This is a genomic window from Streptomyces sp. NPDC088923, from assembly GCF_044749745.1.
GTDB lineage: Bacteria > Actinomycetota > Actinomycetes > Streptomycetales > Streptomycetaceae > Streptomyces.
On sequence record NZ_JBIVIO010000003.1, the window covers coordinates 485,861 to 503,852 of the forward strand.

At 71.4% G+C, this 17,992-nt stretch carries 16 protein-coding genes and 1 pseudogene; 12 read left to right on the forward strand and 5 right to left on the reverse strand.

Going from position 1 to position 17,992, the window contains the following annotated elements:
* Positions 1–504: 504 nt before the first annotated feature.
* Together ACIP4O_RS17685 and ACIP4O_RS17690 are read left to right on the forward strand one after the other, a co-directional pair.
* Positions 505–1,335: an endonuclease I family protein gene (locus ACIP4O_RS17685; protein WP_401575381.1), complete on the forward strand. Its 831-nt coding sequence runs from the start codon at positions 505–507 to the stop codon at positions 1,333–1,335.
* A gap of 76 nt (positions 1,336–1,411) precedes the next feature.
* Positions 1,412–2,437, forward strand: a complete 1,026-nt coding sequence (locus ACIP4O_RS17690; protein WP_401575382.1) for a P1 family peptidase — start codon at positions 1,412–1,414, stop codon at positions 2,435–2,437.
* Positions 2,438–2,515: 78 nt separating this feature from the next.
* Here ACIP4O_RS17690 and ACIP4O_RS17695 read toward each other — a convergent pair whose 3' ends face one another.
* Positions 2,516–3,100, reverse strand: coding sequence for a TetR/AcrR family transcriptional regulator (locus ACIP4O_RS17695; protein WP_401575384.1), 585 nt, complete (start codon positions 3,098–3,100; stop codon positions 2,516–2,518).
* A gap of 109 nt (positions 3,101–3,209) precedes the next feature.
* On the opposite strand from ACIP4O_RS17695, the gene ACIP4O_RS17700 reads away from it, so the two are divergent.
* From ACIP4O_RS17700 to ACIP4O_RS17720, 5 genes are all read left to right on the forward strand, one after another.
* The gene (locus tag ACIP4O_RS17700) at positions 3,210–4,115 is read left to right on the forward strand and encodes an SDR family oxidoreductase (RefSeq protein WP_401575386.1); all 906 of its coding nucleotides are present in this window, start codon (positions 3,210–3,212) and stop codon (positions 4,113–4,115) included.
* 203 nt (positions 4,116–4,318) lie between these two features.
* The gene (locus tag ACIP4O_RS17705) at positions 4,319–4,726 is read left to right on the forward strand and encodes a cupin domain-containing protein (protein ID WP_401575387.1); all 408 of its coding nucleotides are present in this window, start codon (positions 4,319–4,321) and stop codon (positions 4,724–4,726) included.
* Between the two features lie 173 nt (positions 4,727–4,899).
* The gene (locus ACIP4O_RS17710; protein WP_361324751.1) at positions 4,900–5,154 is read left to right on the forward strand and encodes a helix-turn-helix domain-containing protein; all 255 of its coding nucleotides are present in this window, start codon (positions 4,900–4,902) and stop codon (positions 5,152–5,154) included.
* Positions 5,151–6,773: a helix-turn-helix domain-containing protein gene (locus tag ACIP4O_RS17715; RefSeq protein ID WP_401575388.1), complete on the forward strand. Its 1,623-nt coding sequence runs from the start codon at positions 5,151–5,153 to the stop codon at positions 6,771–6,773. Before ACIP4O_RS17710 ends, ACIP4O_RS17715 begins: the two co-directional genes overlap by 4 nt.
* Entirely contained in the window at positions 6,766–7,341 is a 576-nt protein-coding gene (locus ACIP4O_RS17720; RefSeq protein WP_401575389.1) for a transcriptional regulator, read from the forward strand. The genes ACIP4O_RS17715 and ACIP4O_RS17720 overlap by 8 nt, the downstream gene beginning before the upstream one ends.
* Positions 7,342–7,404: 63 nt before the next feature.
* Here ACIP4O_RS17720 and ACIP4O_RS17725 read toward each other — a convergent pair whose 3' ends face one another.
* Positions 7,405–8,193 carry an SDR family NAD(P)-dependent oxidoreductase gene (locus tag ACIP4O_RS17725; RefSeq protein ID WP_401575390.1) on the reverse strand — a complete coding sequence of 263 codons (789 nt, stop codon included), beginning with the start codon at positions 8,191–8,193 and terminating at the stop codon, positions 7,405–7,407.
* A 63-nt stretch (positions 8,194–8,256) separates the two neighbouring features.
* Here ACIP4O_RS17725 and ACIP4O_RS17730 point away from each other — a divergent pair, with 63 nt between their 5' ends.
* On the forward strand, positions 8,257–8,640 hold the full coding sequence (locus ACIP4O_RS17730) for a MerR family transcriptional regulator (RefSeq protein WP_401575391.1): 384 nt from the start codon (positions 8,257–8,259) through the stop codon (positions 8,638–8,640).
* 180 nt (positions 8,641–8,820) lie between these two features.
* Here ACIP4O_RS17730 and ACIP4O_RS17735 read toward each other — a convergent pair.
* Together ACIP4O_RS17735 and ACIP4O_RS17740 are read right to left on the reverse strand one after the other, a co-directional pair.
* Positions 8,821–9,321 (reverse strand): annotated as a pseudogene (locus ACIP4O_RS17735) (NAD(P)-dependent oxidoreductase); the annotation flags it as partial.
* Positions 9,322–9,849: 528 nt separating this feature from the next.
* A complete protein-coding gene (locus ACIP4O_RS17740) occupies positions 9,850–12,447 on the reverse strand; it encodes a lectin (protein ID WP_401575392.1) in 2,598 nt (865 codons plus the stop codon).
* A 355-nt stretch (positions 12,448–12,802) separates the two neighbouring features.
* Here ACIP4O_RS17740 and ACIP4O_RS17745 point away from each other — a divergent pair, with 355 nt between their 5' ends.
* Entirely contained in the window at positions 12,803–14,203 is a 1,401-nt protein-coding gene (locus tag ACIP4O_RS17745) for a glycoside hydrolase family 76 protein (RefSeq protein ID WP_401575393.1), read from the forward strand.
* Between the two features lie 592 nt (positions 14,204–14,795).
* Here the strand turns inward: ACIP4O_RS17745 and ACIP4O_RS17750 are convergent.
* Positions 14,796–15,362, reverse strand: coding sequence for a hypothetical protein (locus tag ACIP4O_RS17750; protein ID WP_401575395.1), 567 nt, complete (start codon positions 15,360–15,362; stop codon positions 14,796–14,798).
* Between the two features lie 496 nt (positions 15,363–15,858).
* On the opposite strand from ACIP4O_RS17750, the gene ACIP4O_RS17755 reads away from it, so the two are divergent.
* The 3 genes from ACIP4O_RS17755 to ACIP4O_RS17765 all read left to right on the forward strand — a co-directional run bounded on the left by ACIP4O_RS17755 (position 15,859) and on the right by ACIP4O_RS17765 (position 17,981).
* Positions 15,859–16,392, forward strand: a complete 534-nt coding sequence (locus ACIP4O_RS17755) for a sigma-70 family RNA polymerase sigma factor (RefSeq protein ID WP_401575396.1) — start codon at positions 15,859–15,861, stop codon at positions 16,390–16,392.
* Positions 16,393–16,603: 211 nt separating this feature from the next.
* Complete coding sequence (locus ACIP4O_RS17760) at positions 16,604–17,329, forward strand: molybdopterin-dependent oxidoreductase (RefSeq protein WP_401575397.1); 726 nt, start codon at positions 16,604–16,606, stop codon at positions 17,327–17,329.
* Positions 17,313–17,981 carry a cytochrome b/b6 domain-containing protein gene (locus ACIP4O_RS17765; RefSeq protein WP_401575398.1) on the forward strand — a complete coding sequence of 223 codons (669 nt, stop codon included), beginning with the start codon at positions 17,313–17,315 and terminating at the stop codon, positions 17,979–17,981. The genes ACIP4O_RS17760 and ACIP4O_RS17765 overlap by 17 nt, the downstream gene beginning before the upstream one ends.
* Positions 17,982–17,992 lie beyond the last annotated feature (11 nt).

Below are 17,992 nucleotides of genomic sequence, written 5' to 3' on the forward strand. Positions count from 1 at the left end.
ACGCGCTCGCGGGGCGGGGGAGGGGCGAGCCGGAGCGCGTCAGGGCGCGACGACCGGCGACGCCTGATCTGTGGCGTACGGAGGGAGCGCGCGAAGAGCCGGGCGCCGCGCGGACAGGTCAGGCGGCTGCCGAGGCGGGGGAGATCAGCGACAACAACACGAGGCCGTGCGGGGGCACGGTTCGTGGACCGGGCGGCGCACCGACGATTCGTGGGTCACGGGAAAGTTGTACCGCACGGGCCGCGTCCGCACCAGTACGCGTCCAGGCTCCAAGACGTCCGCCGACGCGCGCCATCCTGCCCCCTCCGTGCACAAGACGACAAGAGATGCTCGAAACAGACGGGTAATGAGCAGCATCGAGCAATGCTGGCCGTTGTTCTAGGGGAACAACGCGTAAGGATTCTGTGAGAGCCACCCGCCGCGCGCCGCGCACGTGCGACATTCCCCGGGAACTGACGGAGCGCCACGCCGCCCACAAGGCGGCGCCCAGCGAGAGGGCCCCGCATGACCACCACCCCCCGCCCCGCACACCCCGTCCGCAGAACCGCCCTCGCCCTCGCGGCGGCGGCAGGGCTCCTGCTCACCGCCCAGAGCCTGCCCGCGGCGGCCGAGGCCCCGCGGGCCGTCCCCGCGAACGAGCGCACCGCGGCGGCCGCCGATTACTACGCGAGCGTCGAGGGCAAGTCGGGAACCGCCCTCAAGAGCGCCCTGCACACACTCATCAGCGACCAGGACACCGTCACCTACAGCCAGGTGTGGGACGCCCTGAAGAAGACCGACGAGGACCCCGCCGACCCGGACAACGTCATCGAGCTGTACACGGGCAAGTCCATAGCCAAGTCCCGCCAGGGCGGCGCCCAGGGCGACTGGAACCGCGAACACGTGTGGGCGAAGAGCCACGGCGACTTCGGCACCGCCACGGGTCCCGGCACCGATCTCCACCACCTGCGCCCCGAGGACGTCGCCGTCAACGGCGCGCGCGGCAACAAGGACTTCGACGACGGCGGCGGCGCGGTCAGCGGCGCCCCGGGCAACTACACCGACAGCGACAGCTTCGAACCGCGCGACGCCGTCAAGGGCGACGTGGCCCGCATGATCCTCTACATGGCCGTCCGCTACGACGGCGGCGACGGCTTCCCCGATCTCGAACCCAACGACAAGGCGGGCAACGGCTCGGCACCCGCGATCGGCCGCCTCTCGGTCCTCAAGGAGTGGAACGAACTCGACCCGCCCAGCTCCTTCGAGGAACACCGCAACGACGTCATCTTCGACAGCTACCAGCACAACCGCAACCCGTTCATCGACCACCCCGAATGGGTCGAGTCGATCTGGTGACCCCTGTCCGGCCCCTGAGCCGACGCGCCTTCGCCCGCCGGGGAAACGCTTCCCCGGCGGGCGGTAGCCTCCGCGCATGACCGCCACCACCACCCCCCGGGCCAGAGACCTCGGACTCGGCGCGGGCACCCTGCCGACCGGACGCCACAACGCGATCACCGACGTCCCCGGCATCCGCGTCGGCCACACCACCGTGACGGAGCCGCCCCGCGTGCACAGCGGCGTCACCGCGATACTCCCCGAGGGCGTCGGCCCGCGCGCCCCGCTGCCCGCCGGCTTCTTCGCGGGCAACGGCTACGGAAAGCTCATCGGTACGACGCAGCTCGCCGAACTCGGTGAGCTGGAGACGCCCCTCCTGCTCACCTCCACCCTCTCCGCCTTCCGCGTCGCCGACGCTCTCGTGGGCTGGGTGCTCGAACAGCCCGGCGCCGAGGACGTCCGCAGCCTCAACCCGGTCGTCGGAGAGTGCAACGACGGCCTCCTCTCGGACATCCGCAGCCGTCCGGTCGGCGAGGAGCACGTCCGCGCCGCCCTCGCTTCGGCGAGCGCGGGCCCCGTCGCGGAAGGCTGCGTCGGCGCAGGTACGGGGATGAGCGCGCTCGGCTTCAAGGCGGGCATCGGCACCAGCTCGCGCGTCCTGCCGCTCGCCGGGCGCGACGTCACCCTCGGCGCCCTCGTCCAGGCCAACTTCGGCGGCACCCTGCGCCTCGGCTCCCGTACCGTCACCCCCGCCGATCTCGGCCTGCCCGTTCCCCCACCCCTTCCCGACACGGGCTCCTGCGTCGTCGTCCTCGCGACGGACGCCCCGCTCGACGCCCGCCGCCTGACCCGCCTCGCCCGCCGTGCCGTCTTCGCCCTGGCCCGGACCGGCGCCTCCTACAGCCACGGCTCCGGCGACTACGGCCTCGCCCTCACCACCACCCGCAGCGCGGTTTCCCTCGTCCCCGACGCGGACCTCGACCCCCTCTTCACCGCCGCGCTCGACGCGGTCGAGGAAGCGGTCCTCAACTCCCTCCTCGCCGCGACGACCACGACCGGACCCCGCGGCGACATCCGCCACGCCCTTCCCGCCGAACGACTCCGGAGCCTCCTGGACTCCTGAGCCTCCCGCGTCTCCCGCACTCCTGAGCCGCCTGTCATCCCGAGCTCTTCGTGCGGCCGACCCCCGGGCCCCGGCGGGTCAGCCGCGGGCGAGCGCGTCCCCCAGCGTGTCGAGCCCCTCGCGGAGCAGTGCGGCGAGCGGGACCTCGGAGCCCCCGCCCTCCGGCCGCTCGTCACCGACCCACCGGAGAAAGGCGGTCCTGAAGACGCCGGCGCCCGCCTCCGCGAGGAGGCTCGCGCGCGGCTCCTCCACCCCGCGCAGGCGAAGCGCCGCGGTGAGCGCGCGGGTCAGGGACGCGAGCTTGATCAGCTCGCGCTCCTGAAGCTCCTGCTGCGCGGCGACGACCGCCTGGCGCCTACGGGCCTGTTCGCGCAGCCCTTCGAAGGCGGCGCCGAGCGCGTCGAGCCCGGCCGCCAGCGCGGCACGGGGCGAGGCAGGTCCGGGGGCCGCGGCGACCGCCTCGCTCAGCGTCGTCTCCAGGCTGTGCGAGCCGTCGAAGAGGACTTCCCGCTTGTCGGGGAAGTGCCGGAAGTACGTGCGCTCGGTGAGCCCGGCGCGGGCGGCGATCTGCGCGACGGTGGTCCGCTCGTACCCGTACTCGCTGTACAGCTCCAACGCCGCGCGTGCCAGCCGTTCCTTCGCGTGGGGCTCCCATCTCGCCATGAGCCCGATTCTATGCGGTCCCCGCGTCGCTATGTCAGTGACTGCCGTCAGGGTGCTAGCCTCGATGATGACAGTCACTGACATCGTGATCACGTTGAGGAGTACAGCCATGCGCGTCTTCGTCACCGGGGCCTCTGGCTGGATCGGTTCCGCCCTCGTCCCCGAACTGCTGGCCGCCGGACACCACGTGCTCGGGCTCGCCCGCTCGCAGGCGTCCGCCGCCGCCTTGGAGAAGGCCGGCGCCGAGCCCGTCACCGGCTCCCTCGCAGACCTCGACCTCCTCGCGGAGACGGCCCGCGCCAGCGACGCCGTGGTCCACCTCGCCTTCCGCCACGACATCGCCTTTACCGGCGACTTCGCGGGCGCCGCCACGTCGGACCGCGCCGCCGTGGACACCTTCGGCGCCGCCCTGGCCGGAACGGACAAGCCCTTCACGATCGCCTCCGGCCTCCTCGGAATCGCGCCCGGTCAGGTGGCCGCCGAGACCACCTGGCCCGCCGACGGCGACGCCCCCGGCTCCCTGCGCGCCGCCACCGCCCGCGCCACCGTCGCCCTCGCGGACAAGGGCGTCCGCTCCTCGGTCGTCCGTCTGGCGCCCACCGTCCACGGCGAGGGCGACGGCGGTTTCGTTCCCGGGCTCATCGGCGTCGCCCGCGAGAAGGGCGTCGCCGGCTACATCGGCGACGGCAGCCAGCGCTGGCCCGCGGTCCACCGCCTGGACGCCGCCCACCTCTTCCTGCTCGCCCTGGAGCACGCCCCGGCCGGGGCGGTCCTGCACGCGGCGGCCGAAGAGGGCGTCTCGCAGCGCGACATCGCCGGTGTGATCGGCGAGCAGCTGCGACTGCCCGTCACCTCCGTGACCCCCGCCGACGCGCCCGCCCACTTCGGCTGGCTCGCGGGCAACACGGCCCTGGACTCCCCGTCCTCCGCCACCCGCACGAAGGCACTCCTCGACTGGCACCCCACCGGGCCGGGCCTCCTCGCCGACATGGCGGCCCACTACTTCACGGCCTGACGCCGCCGCGCGCCCCGCTCGGCCCGACGCCCGCCGCGGCCGTGCGGGGCGTACGCCGCCTTCAGTCCTCGCACGCGCGAGCGATCCCCACCTGCGCGCGTCACACGTATTGAGTAACCCTGCAAGCAGGTGACGCGCGGAGCGGGTGTGTGCCTCTACGGTACGAAAAGGGCACTTGCCCCGCGCGAACAAGGGACGCTCTCATGCTGGATCGCAGAAACCTTCTGATCGGTACGGGCGCCGCGGTGGCTGCCCTCGGAGCCGCCGCGGCCCCGGCCGCCGCCACCGGCGAGGACGTGACACGTGTGCTGCTCCAGGAACACCCCTCGCCGGCCCCCGGCTGGGACACCGCGCAAACCCTCGTGGAGATCCCGCGCGGCGAGGCGTCGGGTCGCCACAGCCACCCGGGGGTGGAGATCGGCTACCTCGTACGCGGCGAGGTCCGCATGGAGTTCGACGACGACCGCCCACCCCTGCGCCTGCGCACGGGCGACCCGTTCTTCATCCCCACCGGGGTCATCCACAACGCCGTCAACACCGGCCGGGAGACAACGATGATGCTCTCGACCTACGTCGTGGAGAAGGGGAAGCCCCTGGTCACCACCTACTGAGCCCGGCGGGGCGCCCGAGGGGTGGCCGTGGCGGGCCCGGCGGCTCCTGGTGGAGCGGCCGGGCCCGCCACGGCTGCTTCCCTGACGGTGCGTGATGCACGTCTGATGCGATGAGCGCATCTATGATGGCTGGCATTCATCGCTCATGTGCCGCGTGATAGCTTCTGGGGGTGATGAGTTCGCTGAGTGAGCGCCTGCGGGCAGCCGTCGTGGCGGTCATGTTCCAGACCGGGGAGTCGCAACGTGACCTCGCGACGGTCCTGGGGATCTCGCAGGGGCAGGTGAGCCGACGTCAGTCCGGCAGCGCGGCGTGGTCGCTGGATCAGTGCGACGTCCTCGCCGCGCACTGGGGCGTCGACGCCCTCGATCTCCTGGCGGGCCCCACCCGCGCCTGCGAGGCGCTGCCCGGACGGACCGCGGTCCGGTGAACGACGGCTTCGACGCGATCGACGACCTCCTCGCCTCCGTCGGCCGGGAGCGCCCCCTCCCGCCCCCGGCCGAGCGTCGCCGCCTGCGCGAGGAACTCTCGCTCTCCCGCGCCCAGCTCGCCGCCGTACTCGGCGTGAGCGCCTCGACGATCGCGGGGTGGGAACGCGGCAGCGACCCCTCCGGCGAAGCGCGGGAGAAATACGCCTACTTCCTCGACAGCGCCCGCACCAAGCTCGCTCCTGCGCCAGCCCCTTCCCCTGCGGAAGCGGTCGATACCGCCGCCCCCGCCGCTTCCTCGGCGCCCGCCCGGGCCGCGGAGGGCGAGGAAGCCGACAACGACGCGGACGATGCGGACGGCTCGGATGACGCCGACGCCGACGGCGCGGACGGTGCGGACGACGTGGACGTGCTCGCGGTCGCTGAGCCGTGTGTCCTGTGCGGAGAGCCCGCCCGCCACAGGGTCGCGGGGTTCACACAGCACCTCGACCCCGCCGAGTGCGACCCCCTGCCCGCCCCCGGCACCCCGGCGCCCGAGCCCTCGCACACCGTGCCCCGCCCCGCACCCACTCGCGCCCGGACCGCGCCTCCCGCGCGGCACCCGGCGCGACGTGACAGCACCCGCACCGTACGAGTGGCCGCCGCCGGCCGCCGCGCGCGGACCGAGGACGAGCCCGGCTTCATCGCCACTCACGTCGCCGCGGCCGTCGCCGCACACGACGGGGACATCGACGCCGCCACGGCGGCGCTGGTGAAACGAGCCATCCCGGACGCGATGGAACTCCTCGACCGCACCCGCCTGGGCGGCCGCTACGACGTCGTCGCGCACCCCGCGATGCCGGACATCCTTCACAAGCAGTCCGCGCGCGGCCCCGACCAGATCTGGGAAGCCCGCCCGAAGTGGACCCGCCCCACTCTTCCCGAGGGGCGGCACGAGGTAACGGCACTCGACATCAACGGCGCCTATCTCTCCGCCCTGAAGACCCACCTCCCGCTCGGCCAGCTCGAACACTCCACCGGTTTCGCGCACGACCGCCGCCGCGCCGGAGTCCACCTGATCACCCCGCCCGCCTGGAACCACGACGCCGAGCTGCCCAACCCGCTCGGAGCGCGCGAGGAGCCCGGCCCCCTGTGGGTGACCGAGCCGACCCTGCGCCTCCTCCAGCGCCTCGCGGGACCGAAGTACGGGCTGTGCGAGGCTCCCGAGATCCACGAGTCCTACACCTCCGGCTCCACGGAGAACCTCCTGGAGAAGTTCCGCACCGAGCTGAAGGACGCCCGAGACCGCGCCATCGCCGAGGACGACGACGTGACCCTGGAGTACGTGAAGGCGATGTACTCGAAGTTCGTCTCGACGATGGGCACGTCGAACTACAACCGCGAGCTGTACCGTCCGGACTGGATGCACCTGATCCGCGCCCAGGCGTTCTCGAACCTGTGGATGAAAGCCTTCAAGGCATACGAGAACGGCGTGACCGTGGTCCGGGCGATGGGCACGGACGAACTCCACGTGATCGGCGACTGGCGCGCCGTCTTCCCCGAGGGCCGCGCCGTCACCGAGGTCAAGGTCAAGGACGTCTACACCGTCGGCACCGACGAGCAGGAGAACCGCGATGCCTGAGCGCACCATCGAGTTCGGCGTATACGGCGCCCAGGGCGTCAAGGGCCACGAACTGGTCGCCCGCCGCCTCGACGGCCTCGCGGGTTTCATCGTTTCCCCGGTCACCACCCGCCGCGGTCTGCTCGCCCGGCTGCGCTACCTCACCAGCAGCCGCCGCCAGCTCACCGCCGCCCGCGAGGCGGGCCTCACCCTCAGCACCCGCACGATCAAAGCCCAACTGGCCGGCACCCGCCGCCCCTCGTCCCGCACCCTCCGCCAGATCGAGACCGCCTACCGGACGGTCCGCCGCCAGAACGTCGCCCGACACCTCCTCGCCCGCCTGAACAGGGAAGGCCGAGGCACCCGCGTCGAGTTCCACCCCGTCAACCAGTCCGCCGTGGACCGCCCTCGTCAGCGCGTCGTGGAATACCGCACCCTGAACGTCCGCCACTGGGACCACATCATCGCCGCCTGGCAAGCGGGCGACGACACAGCCCTGGACAACACCTGGATCGACGAGGTCGTGATCGACCTCGGCTCCCAGTGGGGCCAGTACGAGTACGTCACCAACATCGGCTTCGCGGCCTGAAGTGACTCGGCGGCCTTCGGAATTCCTGGTGTGGCGTCAGGGATCCGGGACGGACGCTGAACTTCAGTACCCGGGCGCCGCCCTGCGCAGGGATCGCTCCGCGATACGGGCAGCCGCCGACGCCGGCAACAGGCGGCCGAAGACGAAGGTCTGGAACGCGTTGAGAGGGCCATCGACGACCGCCGGGCCTCGGCCGCGCAAAGCGGACATGACGGTGTCCGCGACGGCATCCGGCGTACGCTTGCCCGGCATACGCCGTGTGTTCATCGCAGTGTCGGTCGGCCCGGGACTGACCGCCACGACCCGTACCCCCGTCGCCCTCGTCTCGGCCCACACCGCCTGGGTGAAGGACAGTACGAACGCCTTCGAGGCCGCGTAGGCGGCCACATATGGAGCGGGCGCGTACGCACCGGTACTCGCGATGTTGACGACCGCCCCCCGCCCCCGCGCGACCATCGCGGGCAGCAGGAGCGCCGTCAGCTCCGCCACTGCGCCAGCATTGAGATCGACCAGGCCCCGCAGCCGCCCGGGGTCGCTGCCGGCGACCGGCCCCATCAGGCTGGCGCCGGCATTGTTGACCAGCACGTCGACCTCGATTCCCGCACCCGCCAGCCACTCGGCCAGCCGGGAAGGAGCACCTTGGTGCGACAGGTCCAGCGCCAGCGTCGACACCTGGACCCCGTGCTCGGCGCGCAGCCGCTTGGCCGCCGCCTCCAGGCGTGCGCCGTCCCGTGCGACCAGGACCAGGCGCGTGCCCTGCCCGGCCAGCCGCTCGCTGATCGCGGCCCCGATGCCGGTCGCGGCGCCGGTCACGACCGCGGTCCGCCGCCTTGTCTCTTCTTTCCTCTTCATACCCGGAACGGTAAACTTTGACATTAACGTCAATGTCAATCATGGCTCGGTGGAGGAGACGGCGTGCGCATCGGAGAACTCAGCAGGGCCACCGGAGCCAGCACCCGTTCACTCCGGTACTACGAGGACCAAGGGCTGCTTTCCAGCGACCGCCGCTCCAACGGATACCGGGAGTACGGTGAGGAAGCCGTACGCCAGGTCGCCTTCATCCAGGACCTCTACCGCGCGGGACTGCCCTCCCAGGTCATCCGGGACATCCTTCCGTGCGCCGCGCCGACACCGCCCGCAGGCGAATGCACACAACTCCTGGCCCGCGTCCGGCAGATCCGCGACGAACTCGCCCACCAAGAGCAGCGGATCGCCCAGCGCCGCGAGATGCTCGACCGGTACCTCTCGGGCACGGCAGCCCCCGCCGGCCTTGACGGCCGATCCCACTGCTCGGCTTGAGACGACTGAATCCTGGCGCGGAGTCGATCACCACGTGCTGCTGGTGACAGCTATCGCGCTTCGGCTCAGCTCCGGTCACGCCCCTTCGACACCGACATGCGTGCGGTGATGGCGAGGAGCGTCGATCTCGTCGAGCAGGGCGAGGGCGAAGGCGCTGTGGGAGATACGGCTGGTCATGTTGACGCCGGCAACGGAGCACCGGCTTGAGCCTGCCCCGGCGTGATCGAAGTCGCCGGCTGGACTGACGACCAGCCAATCCAGCGTGGTTGCCGAGGCACGCAGCACAGCTGTCCCCGCCGCTTGAGCGAGACAGAGCGGCCGGTATTCCTGCGGGAAGTCCGGGGTGTCCATCAACGGCGTCCCGTTGCTGGTCTCCAGTGTCGCCGCAAGGCCGACGACGACCAAACGGCCCACATCGGCTCGCGCCAGCCCGTCAAGGAGAGCGCGGGCGGCGGCAGGGAAAAACACATCGGGCTGGGCGCCAGGGTCATAGGCGGCCGTGATCGCAGCGTCGTGACCGGCTGCGAGACGGGCGACAGCGTCGCTGTCGGTGACGTCACCGGCCAGGACGCGGACTCCCGCACCATGCCGGGCCTGCCCGGAACGTCCAGTACGAACTGACCTCGCTCGGCGGAAGCCTCTTCGGTCTGCTGGATGCGGCACGCGCCTGGGCAGAAGCACATCTGGACGAGCTCATCGATGCCCGCGAAACGGCGTCTCCCGGCAGCTGCACCAGCTAATGCAGCGTTGCCGCCTCACTCGCGGTGATCTCCGGACCGAGACGTCCGCACCTGAACCGGCCTGACGGCACGGCAGCGGGGGCGCCAGCCACTCCGGCCGGCGCCCCCGCTTGCGTTCCGCTCCGTCGGCTGGTGGTCAGCCGGCGAGCTGACGAACCAGCAAGCCAGCCGCCCGAGGATTTGGACACGATCGTGAGACTGGACGGCTGGCCAAGCCGTGGGACACGACGACAACTACCAGGTCACGGAACCGCCGCTGGCCATGGGCGGCGAGACCCTACACCACAGGTGCGTTCCGCTTCCGCTCGTTGGTCGGCCTGCCTGCCGCCGGGCGCCCCGTCGCGCACCGCGGTGCGGCCCCTGACCGTCGCCGGGCGGCCGGACGAGGGCCCTGCCCCGCCGGACCGGCTCCGCTCAGTGGCGGCGCCGCTCCGGCGGGCAGGCGATCAGCCCAAGGGCCCTGTGCGGCTCAGGTGGGGAGGGTCCACCGCTGCGCCGCGGTGTTGTTGCAGTCGAAGATCTGTAGCTGGGTGCCATCCTGTGTGCTGGATTCGGGGATGTCGAGGCAGCGCCCGGACTGGGGGTTCACGAGCGCCCGGGTGGAGGCGTTGTAGGTCCACTTCTGGTCGCCGCCGCCGTCGCAGGTCCAGAGGGTCGCCAGGCTGTGGATGCCGGTGCCGTCGAGTTGCACGCATTTGCCGATGCCTCGCAGCGTGCCTTCGGGCGTCAGGGCGAACTCCTGCGCGGCGGAGCCGTTGCAGGACCACGACTGGATCCTCGTCCCGTCGGCCGTGGAACCGTGGTCGACGTCCACGCACTTCCCGGCGATGCCCGACCGTACCGGGCCGGTGGGCACCGGCGCCGGGCCCGGGGGCTTGGAGCCGCCGTTGCCGCCGTACGACGGCGGCGCGGAGGAGGGAGCCGTGGCCCAGCCGGTGTTCGCGGAGGTGCCCAGGTCGAACGTCAGGGTTCCGCCGCCGGTGACGAACGACGGGGGCAGGTAGGCGTTGTTCCAGCTCGCGCCGTTGAGCGTGGCGCTCTGGACGTAGGGGGCGTCGGTCGCGGCCTTGGGAGCGTTGACGACCATCTTCTTGCCGTTGCCGAGGGTGACCGTCACATTGGTGAAGAGGGGACTGCCGAGCGCCAGGTCCGCGGTGCCCGGGGTCTGGGGGTACATGCCCATCGCGGACCAGACGTACCAGGCACTCATGGTGCCCAGGTCGTCGTTGCCCACGCCCCAATGGGCGGGGTCGTTGGGCCACAGTTCGTTCTGCACCTGCCGGACGACCCGCTGGGTCTTCCAGGGCTGCCCGATGTAGTCGTACTCCCAGGGCAGTTCGATGGAGGGCTCGTTGCGCAGGTCCGCGTGGGAGTCACCGGCCCCGCGGATGTCGGACAGGACGCTGTCCAGGTAGGTGGCCAGCTTCGCGTCGCCGCCCATGGCGGTGGCCAGCCCGCGGACGTTGTGCGGTACCGCGCCCGTGTACTGCCAGGACGTGCCCTCGACGAACTGGTCACTGCTCGTGGGATCGAAACCGGTGCGCCAGGAGCCGTTCGCGAGCTTCGGCCGCATGAAACCGGTGCCGGGATCGAAGACATTGCGCCAGTCCTGCGCTCGGTTCGCGAACTGGTCCCGCGTCGTGGTGTCCCCGAGAGCGGCCGCGAACGCGGACGTCGCGAAGTCCTGGGCGCTGTACTCCAGCAGCGTCGCCACCGAGCCGTAGAAGTCGCGGGGGTAGGTGCCGTCCGAGGGCAGGTACCCGTACTTCGTCTGGAGGTCCAGGCCCATCCTGATGGGGTTGGACGTGGTGCCCTGCGCGACCATCGCCTTCTTCGCCGCCGCGGTGTCGAAGTCCCGCGCGCCGAAGGCGTAGTAGTCCGCGATGATCGCCGGGCCCGGGTCGCCGTTCATCACCTGGGTCTCGGCCGAGTTCAGCGACCACTTGGGCAGGAAGCCGCCCTGCGCGTAGTCGTTCACCAGCGACTGCGCGCTGTCGCTCGCCTGCTGGGGTGCGACGAGCGCGTGGAGCTGCGCCTGGGTCCGGTAGATGTCCCAGCCGGAGAAGGTGCCGTACTGGGCTTTCTGGCCGCCGCCGACGGTGTGGACCTTCCTGTCGAAGCCCACGTACTTCCCGTCGGTGTCGCTGAGCAGGTTGGGGTGCAGCAGCGAGTGGTAGAGGGCCGTGTAGAACACCTTCTGCTGGTCGCCGGTCCCTCCCGTGACGGCGACCTTGCCCAGGAGGTCGTTCCAGGAGGCGTGGGTGGCGTTCCGGGTGGCGTCGAAGTCCCAGCCCGGATTCTCGGCCGCCCGGTTGGCGCGGGCCCCGTCGACCGAGACGTAGGACAGGCCGACCTTCGCCTGGACGACGCGGTTGCCCGTGGTGTCGAAGGTGACGGAACTCCCGCCGTCGAAGGTGCCGTTGGCACTCATCGGCCGGTCGAAGACCATGTCGAAGTGGACGGTGTAGGTCGGGCTGGACGCGCAGAAGAAGCCATTGGTGAGCGAGCCGCTGACCTCGGTGCTGCTCACGCGGTCGAAATGGATGTCGCTGCCCTTGCCGGAGCCCGTCTTGAAGATCAGGTTGGCCTGGCCCGTCGCGGGGAACGTGAAGCGCGCCATCCCGGATCGCCGCGTGGCCGTCAGCTCGGTAGTGACGCCGTTGTCGAGCTTGACGGCGTACGCGCCCGCGCTCGCGGACTCGTTGCCGTGCGAGAAACCGGCCGTCGCCTTGCCGTCGACGGTACCCGTGGTCGGCAGGACGGGGATGTCACCGAGGGCACCGCAGCCCGGACCGGAGAGGTGGTTGAGGCTGAAGCCGGTGACAACGTTGTCGGAGTACGCGTAGAAACCCCCCGGCGGGCGGGACGGAGTGTCGGGACTCCACTGCACCATTCCGAACGGGGCGTCAGCCCCGGGGAAGGTGTTGCCCTCGTTCGAGGTGCCGAGGAGAGGGTTGACGAGCGAGGCGGGATCGGACACGGGCGCCGCCGCGTGGGCGGCGGAGACCGGTGCGGTGAGCCCCAAGAGCATGAGGCAGAACGTGAGGGGGATGCGCCATCGTTTCACGGGTGCGGCTCCAGGTGTTCACGAGGCGGACGGGGTACGACCACGGGCGGACGAACGGGGGGCGGGGACGGTCGGGGCGGAGCGCCTGCTCCTTGCCCACTCGCACCCAACCGCCGTACACGCCAGGGGATGTGACGAAATCCAACACATCAGACCGCCGTCACGGGAGCGTGTCAACAAGCGCGGCAGCGGCACTCGCCGCCGAGCGCATTGACGTGCCCATGGCCCACCGTTAATTTCAGAGAGCGCTCTCCCGAACCGGTGGGGCGCCCTCCGCCGTGCCGGACGTAAGGGAGCCTCCGTGAAGAGATCCGCGAGATCCGTATCGGCCGCCCTGGGCGGTGCCCTGACCCTGGTGAGCGCCCTTCTCCTCGGCACGGCCCCGGCGGCCACCGCCGCCGCGCCGACCGCCGCCGTGTGCAACAAGTACTGCGACGCCCGCGATCCGGCGCTCAGCCCGCAGGACCGCGTCCCCGTCACCGCCGCGGTCTCCTCCCGCTCCATCGCCCTGCACTTCGACGACACCGATGCGATGGGCTGGGCCTCGCTCGACAACGGCGCGGCAGGCGACCGGGTGTGGCTGGACCGTTCCCTGGACGGAGGCCGCACATGGACCTCCGGAAGCCGTCTCGGCGACACCGAGGTGCCCTCCGGGGGACGAGGCTGGCGCACGCAGATGTACAACGTCGACGACTGGGGCGGCCAGGGCGTCGGCGCCCTGCGCGCTTGCGGGCAGGCCGCCGGCGGCGCCATCGCGTGCACGCCCTGGGCGCGCACCACCTGGAACGCGGGAAGCAGGAGCACCGCGGCCGCCACCGCGCTGATGATGTCGTACGACCGGAGCACCAAGCTCTTCGGCGGCGACGGCTGGTGGACCGGCGCCAACGCGCTGACCGCGATCATCGACAACATCCGGATCAGCGGCATGGGCAGCTACACCTACGCCATCGCCGACACCTACGACAAGAACATCAACGCGCAGGGCGGCCAGTTCCGCAACGAATACCTGGACGACACCGGTTGGTGGGGCCTGGCCTGGGTCGCCGCCTACGACCTCACGGGCGACAGCCGGTACCTCGACACCGCCCGGGCCGACGCGGACCACATGTTCGCCAACTGGAACGACACCTGCGGCGGCGGGGTCCGGTGGAGCACGAACGGCAACTACAAGAACGCCATCACCAACGAACTCTTCCTCCAGCTCACCTCCGCCCTGCACAACCGCATCCCGGGGGACACCGCCTACCTGGAGCGGGCGAAGAACGAGTGGAACTGGTTCCGCGGCAGCGGCATGATCAACGGCGACCGCATGATCAACGACGGCCTTGGCGACAACTGCGCCAACAACGGGCAGCCGACCTGGACGTACAACCAGGGCGTCGTCCTGGGCGCGTTGACGGAGTTCGCGCAGGCCACCGGTGACACCGGGGTCCTGACGACCGCGCGCGGCCTGGCCGACGCGTCCACCGTCCGCCTCCAGACGGACGGAGTCCTGCGGGAGCCCGGCGAGGGCGATTCCTGCACGGGCGACGGCCCGAGCTTCAAGGGCGCCTACGTACGCGGCCTCGGCACCCTGAACCGCCGACTGTCCGACCACCCCTACGCCCCGGCCCTCACCCGCTGGGCGAACAGCGCCTACGACCACGACCGCAACCCGCTCGACCAGTACGGCCCCCACTGGAGCGGCGGCAACGGGACCACGGGGTACGGCTGCCAGCAGAGCGCACTCGACCTCCTCAACGCGGCCGGCGGCTGAGCGGGACGGGGGGCTGAGTGGGCCGGGGGCTGGGAAGGCGATGGGGGAGCGGGGGTCTCCGTCGCCGGAACGGCTCACCGGCCTCGGGCCCGTATCCGCACACCGCGTCGTGCCGGGCCGGGCGGCGCCGGTCGCGGTCGGACGCGGTCGGACTGGGCGGGCGGCGCCGAACGGGTTGAGGGCCATCACCGTCCGGGACGCCGCGGGGCCGTCGGGGGTGCCCGTCGCGGGCCGCTGGCGGCCGCCCGCCGCTCCGGGCGTTGCGCAGGGCGCCGACCCGTACGGCCACGCGGTGGTCCCGTGGTGGCACGTGCGGCCTGCGGAACCCGTGGACGAGGACGGGCGCGTCGCGAGAGGCCGTGCGGCCGGGGACGAATGACGTAGCCGACTCGGTGTCACAGGAGGACGGCGCGGACGGCGCGGGCGGCGTGGCCCGGCGCACGCGCAGGCGCAGTGGCGCCCGTCCGTGGAGACGCGTGGGGGAGGGGGCACCCACGGCCGTCACGTCCCTCGACGCCAAACGGGAGCCCCCGGTGCGCCCCGCCCGACCCGGCCGGGCCGCCCGCAGTGGCGCGCGGGCCGGGCCGCCGGGTCAGTCCGTGTCGGTCTCCGCGCCCTGCTGGGTGTTCTCGCGCAGGGTGTACATCACCGCGCGCTGGTGCTTGTGGCGACGGATACGGCCCTTGGCGACCAGGGACTCCAGCGTGTTGCGTACGACCTGCGGAGTGGGCTCCCGGTCCGGGTGCTTCACCAGCAGCTCATCGCGCAGTTCCTTGGCCGGCCGGGGCTCCTTGTGCCCGGCGAGCAGTTCCATCAGCAGGTCTCCGAGGAGGGGCCGCTGCGACTTCCCCTTTGCGGCGGTCTTGGCGGCGCCGGTCCCCCCGGTGCGCGAGGAACGCGCCGGGGCGGACTGCCCGCGGGACCTCGTCCGGGCCGCGACCGGCGACTCGTCCTGCGCCTGTTCGGGCAGCGGGGAGTCGTCCGCGTCGTCCTCGAAGCGGTCGGCGAGGGCCAGGATGTCGACGAGGAGGGTCTCTTCCTGCTGGAGCAGTTTCAACCGCTCGGCGAGTTCCTCCTGCCGTCGGCGGTTCTCCTCCAGATCCGACGCGGCCTGCACGACGTACCGCGAGCGGAGTGTGGCGGCTGATTGGCTGGTCACGGCCGTTTACTCCCTAGTGATGGATGCTGCTGCGCATGGTACCTACGTCGGGCCCTGCTACAGAACCAGTGTGAACAATTCGGGTGATCCGCCGGCGTACGTTGCTGAGGCGGCCCGACTCCCGAAGCGTTCCTCGGGTCACACCTGCCCAGGATGTGTGCAGCTGAACCGTCCGTGTCGTTCATCCTGGCACAGCCCGCCCGATCAGGAGCGATGCGCGGGCGGGCTTTCTCGCGGGCCAGCACCCGCCGGGAGGCCGGGGGCCGGCTCCGGGCCGGTCCGGAGTGCACACGTGTTGGTTCATGCGCAACATGTGCGGTAGAACGAACACTCAAGACGATTTCCAGGTGTGGCCGGCCGTGCGGAGACATGTCTGCCTGGTGCGAGCCCGAGTGCCGGTGAGACCTCTCAGGTACAGCGGTTTTCGGCACTTCTCGTGGCCGACGTTTCCCGCTGGGCGGGCTTCACTCCCTCTTCCACCCCTCGCGCGTACAGGATGAGCACGAAGACCATGACGACGCTCCCCACGGTCACCGATTCGTCCCAACTGCTTGACGCCCTCGTGAGGGAGTACCGGGACGCGCTCGTCGCCTACGCGGAGAGAATGCTGGGCGATCACGGGCTCGCGGAGGACGTCGTCCAGGAGGCGACCATCCGGGCCTGGCGGAACATCGATCGGCTCCACGAGATGCGGGGGTCCGTGCGCGGCTGGCTGTTCACGGTCACACGTCACCTGGTGGTGGACTCGGTGCGCAAGCCGCACGCGCGCCGCGAAGTCGTCGGCGCCTCCTTCGCCGAACCGCCGTCCGGGGCCGACGGCACCACGGGGTCCGACGACAGGATCGCCCTCGCACGGCTCCTGCGCGGGCTGCCGGTGGAGCACCGCGCCGTGCTCGCGCACCTCTACCTGCGCGACCGCTCCATCAAGGAGACGGCCGGGATACTCGGGGTTCCGGCAGGCACGGTCAAATCCCGCCATCACCACGCCTTGCGCAAGCTGCGGGGCGCCTTCCGCGCCGACGCCGCCTGAGCCGCGCGACGCCGCCTGGTCCGCCCCGGCACCGGTGACGGAGAAGACGTATGCAGGCGGAGGCGACGCCCCATTCCCGCCGCCGAAACGGACTTGACGGTACGGAAGACACATGCCAGCATGCAAATAACCGGTCTGAACGGTGATTTTGAATTCGAGGTGTCACTCATACGGACACGTATGTGTGAGTCAGGTCGAAAGGACGCGCGGCATGACGCAGGACGACGCGGGGCGGTCCCCGGACGGCCCCCCGGTGGGCCGCAGGGCGCTGTTCGGCATGCTCGCCGCCGGGGCGGCGGGCCTCGCCGCCGCCCCGTGGCTGCAACGGGGCTGGGAGGGAGTCCTCGGCGCCGCCTCGCAGACCGACCCCACGGGGCTGAGCGGGCTGCTCCCCAATCCCGGCGGCTTCCGCTACTACAGCGTCGTCGGATCGGTGCCGGTCAAGGACGCGAGCAACTACACCCTGCGCGTCGGCGGCCTGGTCGAGCACCCGCGCACCTGGACGCTGCCCGAACTCGCCGCGCTGCCCCAGACCCGCCTCGTGCGCGACGTCCTGTGCACCGACGGCTGGCGGGTCGAGAGCACCCCTTTCGAGGGCGTCCTGCTCTCCGACCTGCTCGACGCGGCGGGAGTACGCCCCAAGGGCAAGGCCCTGGCCTTCACCTGTTTCGACGGGGCGTACAGCGAGAACCTCACCCTGGAGCAGGCGCGACGGCCTGACATGCTGATCGCGCTGCGGATGCAGGACCGCCCGATCAGCCATCAGCACGGCGGCCCGGTCAGGCTTTACGCGGCACCGATGTACTTCTACAAGTCGGCGAAGTGGCTCTCCCGCATCTCGGTCACGCCGGAGGTGCTCCCGGGCTACTGGGAGCAGCGCGGATACGACATCGACGGTTGGCTCGACACGAGGGACCGTCGTGACCGGGCGGCCTGACCCGGGGGAGCGGGTCCTCCGCTTCGCCCCCGCGGTCCGCCTCGTGCACCGCGCCGTCGGCCTCCTCATGCTGCTCTGCGTCTGCACCGCCGCGTGCCTCTACCTCGCCCCGCTCGCCCAGCTCGTCGGGCGGCGCCGGCTGATGGTCACCGTCCACGAGTGGTCGGGGCTGCTCCTGCCGGCGCCGGTACTGCTGGGGCTGTTCTCCCGGGAGTTCCGCGCCGAGCTGCGCCGCCTCAACCGCTTCGCGCGGTACGACCGGACCTGGCTGCGAGCCGTACGCACCCGCCGGCGAGGCCCGCGGGCGCGCCCGGCCGGCAAGTTCAACGCCGGGCAGAAGCTCTACGCGGGCTGGATCGCGGGCGCGGCCCTGGTGAGTCTCGGCACGGGACTGCTGATGTGGTTCACCGGCTTGCTTCCCTTCGTCTCGCGAACCAGCGCGATCTTCGTGCACGACCTCCTGGCCTGGGCCATCGCCCTGGTCCTCGCGGGCCACATGCGGCAGGCGTACGCGGACCCGGAAGCGCGGCTCGGTATGCGCACCGGGTACGTCGACCGCGCCTGGGCCGAACTCCACCACTCCCGGTGGCTGACGCCTAAGCCACGCGACAAGGACGGCGAGAAACCCGCACCGAAACCGACCGTCAACTGACTGAGGCCACC

Excerpts from the sequence above, each read along its gene's own strand:
- ACIP4O_RS17685 (WP_401575381.1), top strand. The coding sequence starts at position 505 with ATGACCACCACCCCCCGCCCCGCACACCCCGTCCGCAGAACCGCCCTC.
- ACIP4O_RS17690 (WP_401575382.1), top strand. The coding sequence starts at position 1,412 with ATGACCGCCACCACCACCCCCCGGGCCAGAGACCTCGGACTCGGCGCG.
- ACIP4O_RS17695 (WP_401575384.1), bottom strand. The coding sequence starts at position 3,100 with ATGGCGAGATGGGAGCCCCACGCGAAGGAACGGCTGGCACGCGCGGCG.
- ACIP4O_RS17700 (WP_401575386.1), top strand. The coding sequence starts at position 3,210 with ATGCGCGTCTTCGTCACCGGGGCCTCTGGCTGGATCGGTTCCGCCCTC.
- ACIP4O_RS17705 (WP_401575387.1), top strand. The coding sequence starts at position 4,319 with ATGCTGGATCGCAGAAACCTTCTGATCGGTACGGGCGCCGCGGTGGCT.
- ACIP4O_RS17710 (WP_361324751.1), top strand. The coding sequence starts at position 4,900 with ATGAGTTCGCTGAGTGAGCGCCTGCGGGCAGCCGTCGTGGCGGTCATG.
- ACIP4O_RS17720 (WP_401575389.1), top strand. The coding sequence starts at position 6,766 with ATGCCTGAGCGCACCATCGAGTTCGGCGTATACGGCGCCCAGGGCGTC.
- ACIP4O_RS17725 (WP_401575390.1), bottom strand. The coding sequence starts at position 8,193 with ATGAAGAGGAAAGAAGAGACAAGGCGGCGGACCGCGGTCGTGACCGGC.
- ACIP4O_RS17755 (WP_401575396.1), top strand. The coding sequence starts at position 15,859 with ATGAGCACGAAGACCATGACGACGCTCCCCACGGTCACCGATTCGTCC.
- ACIP4O_RS17760 (WP_401575397.1), top strand. The coding sequence starts at position 16,604 with ATGACGCAGGACGACGCGGGGCGGTCCCCGGACGGCCCCCCGGTGGGC.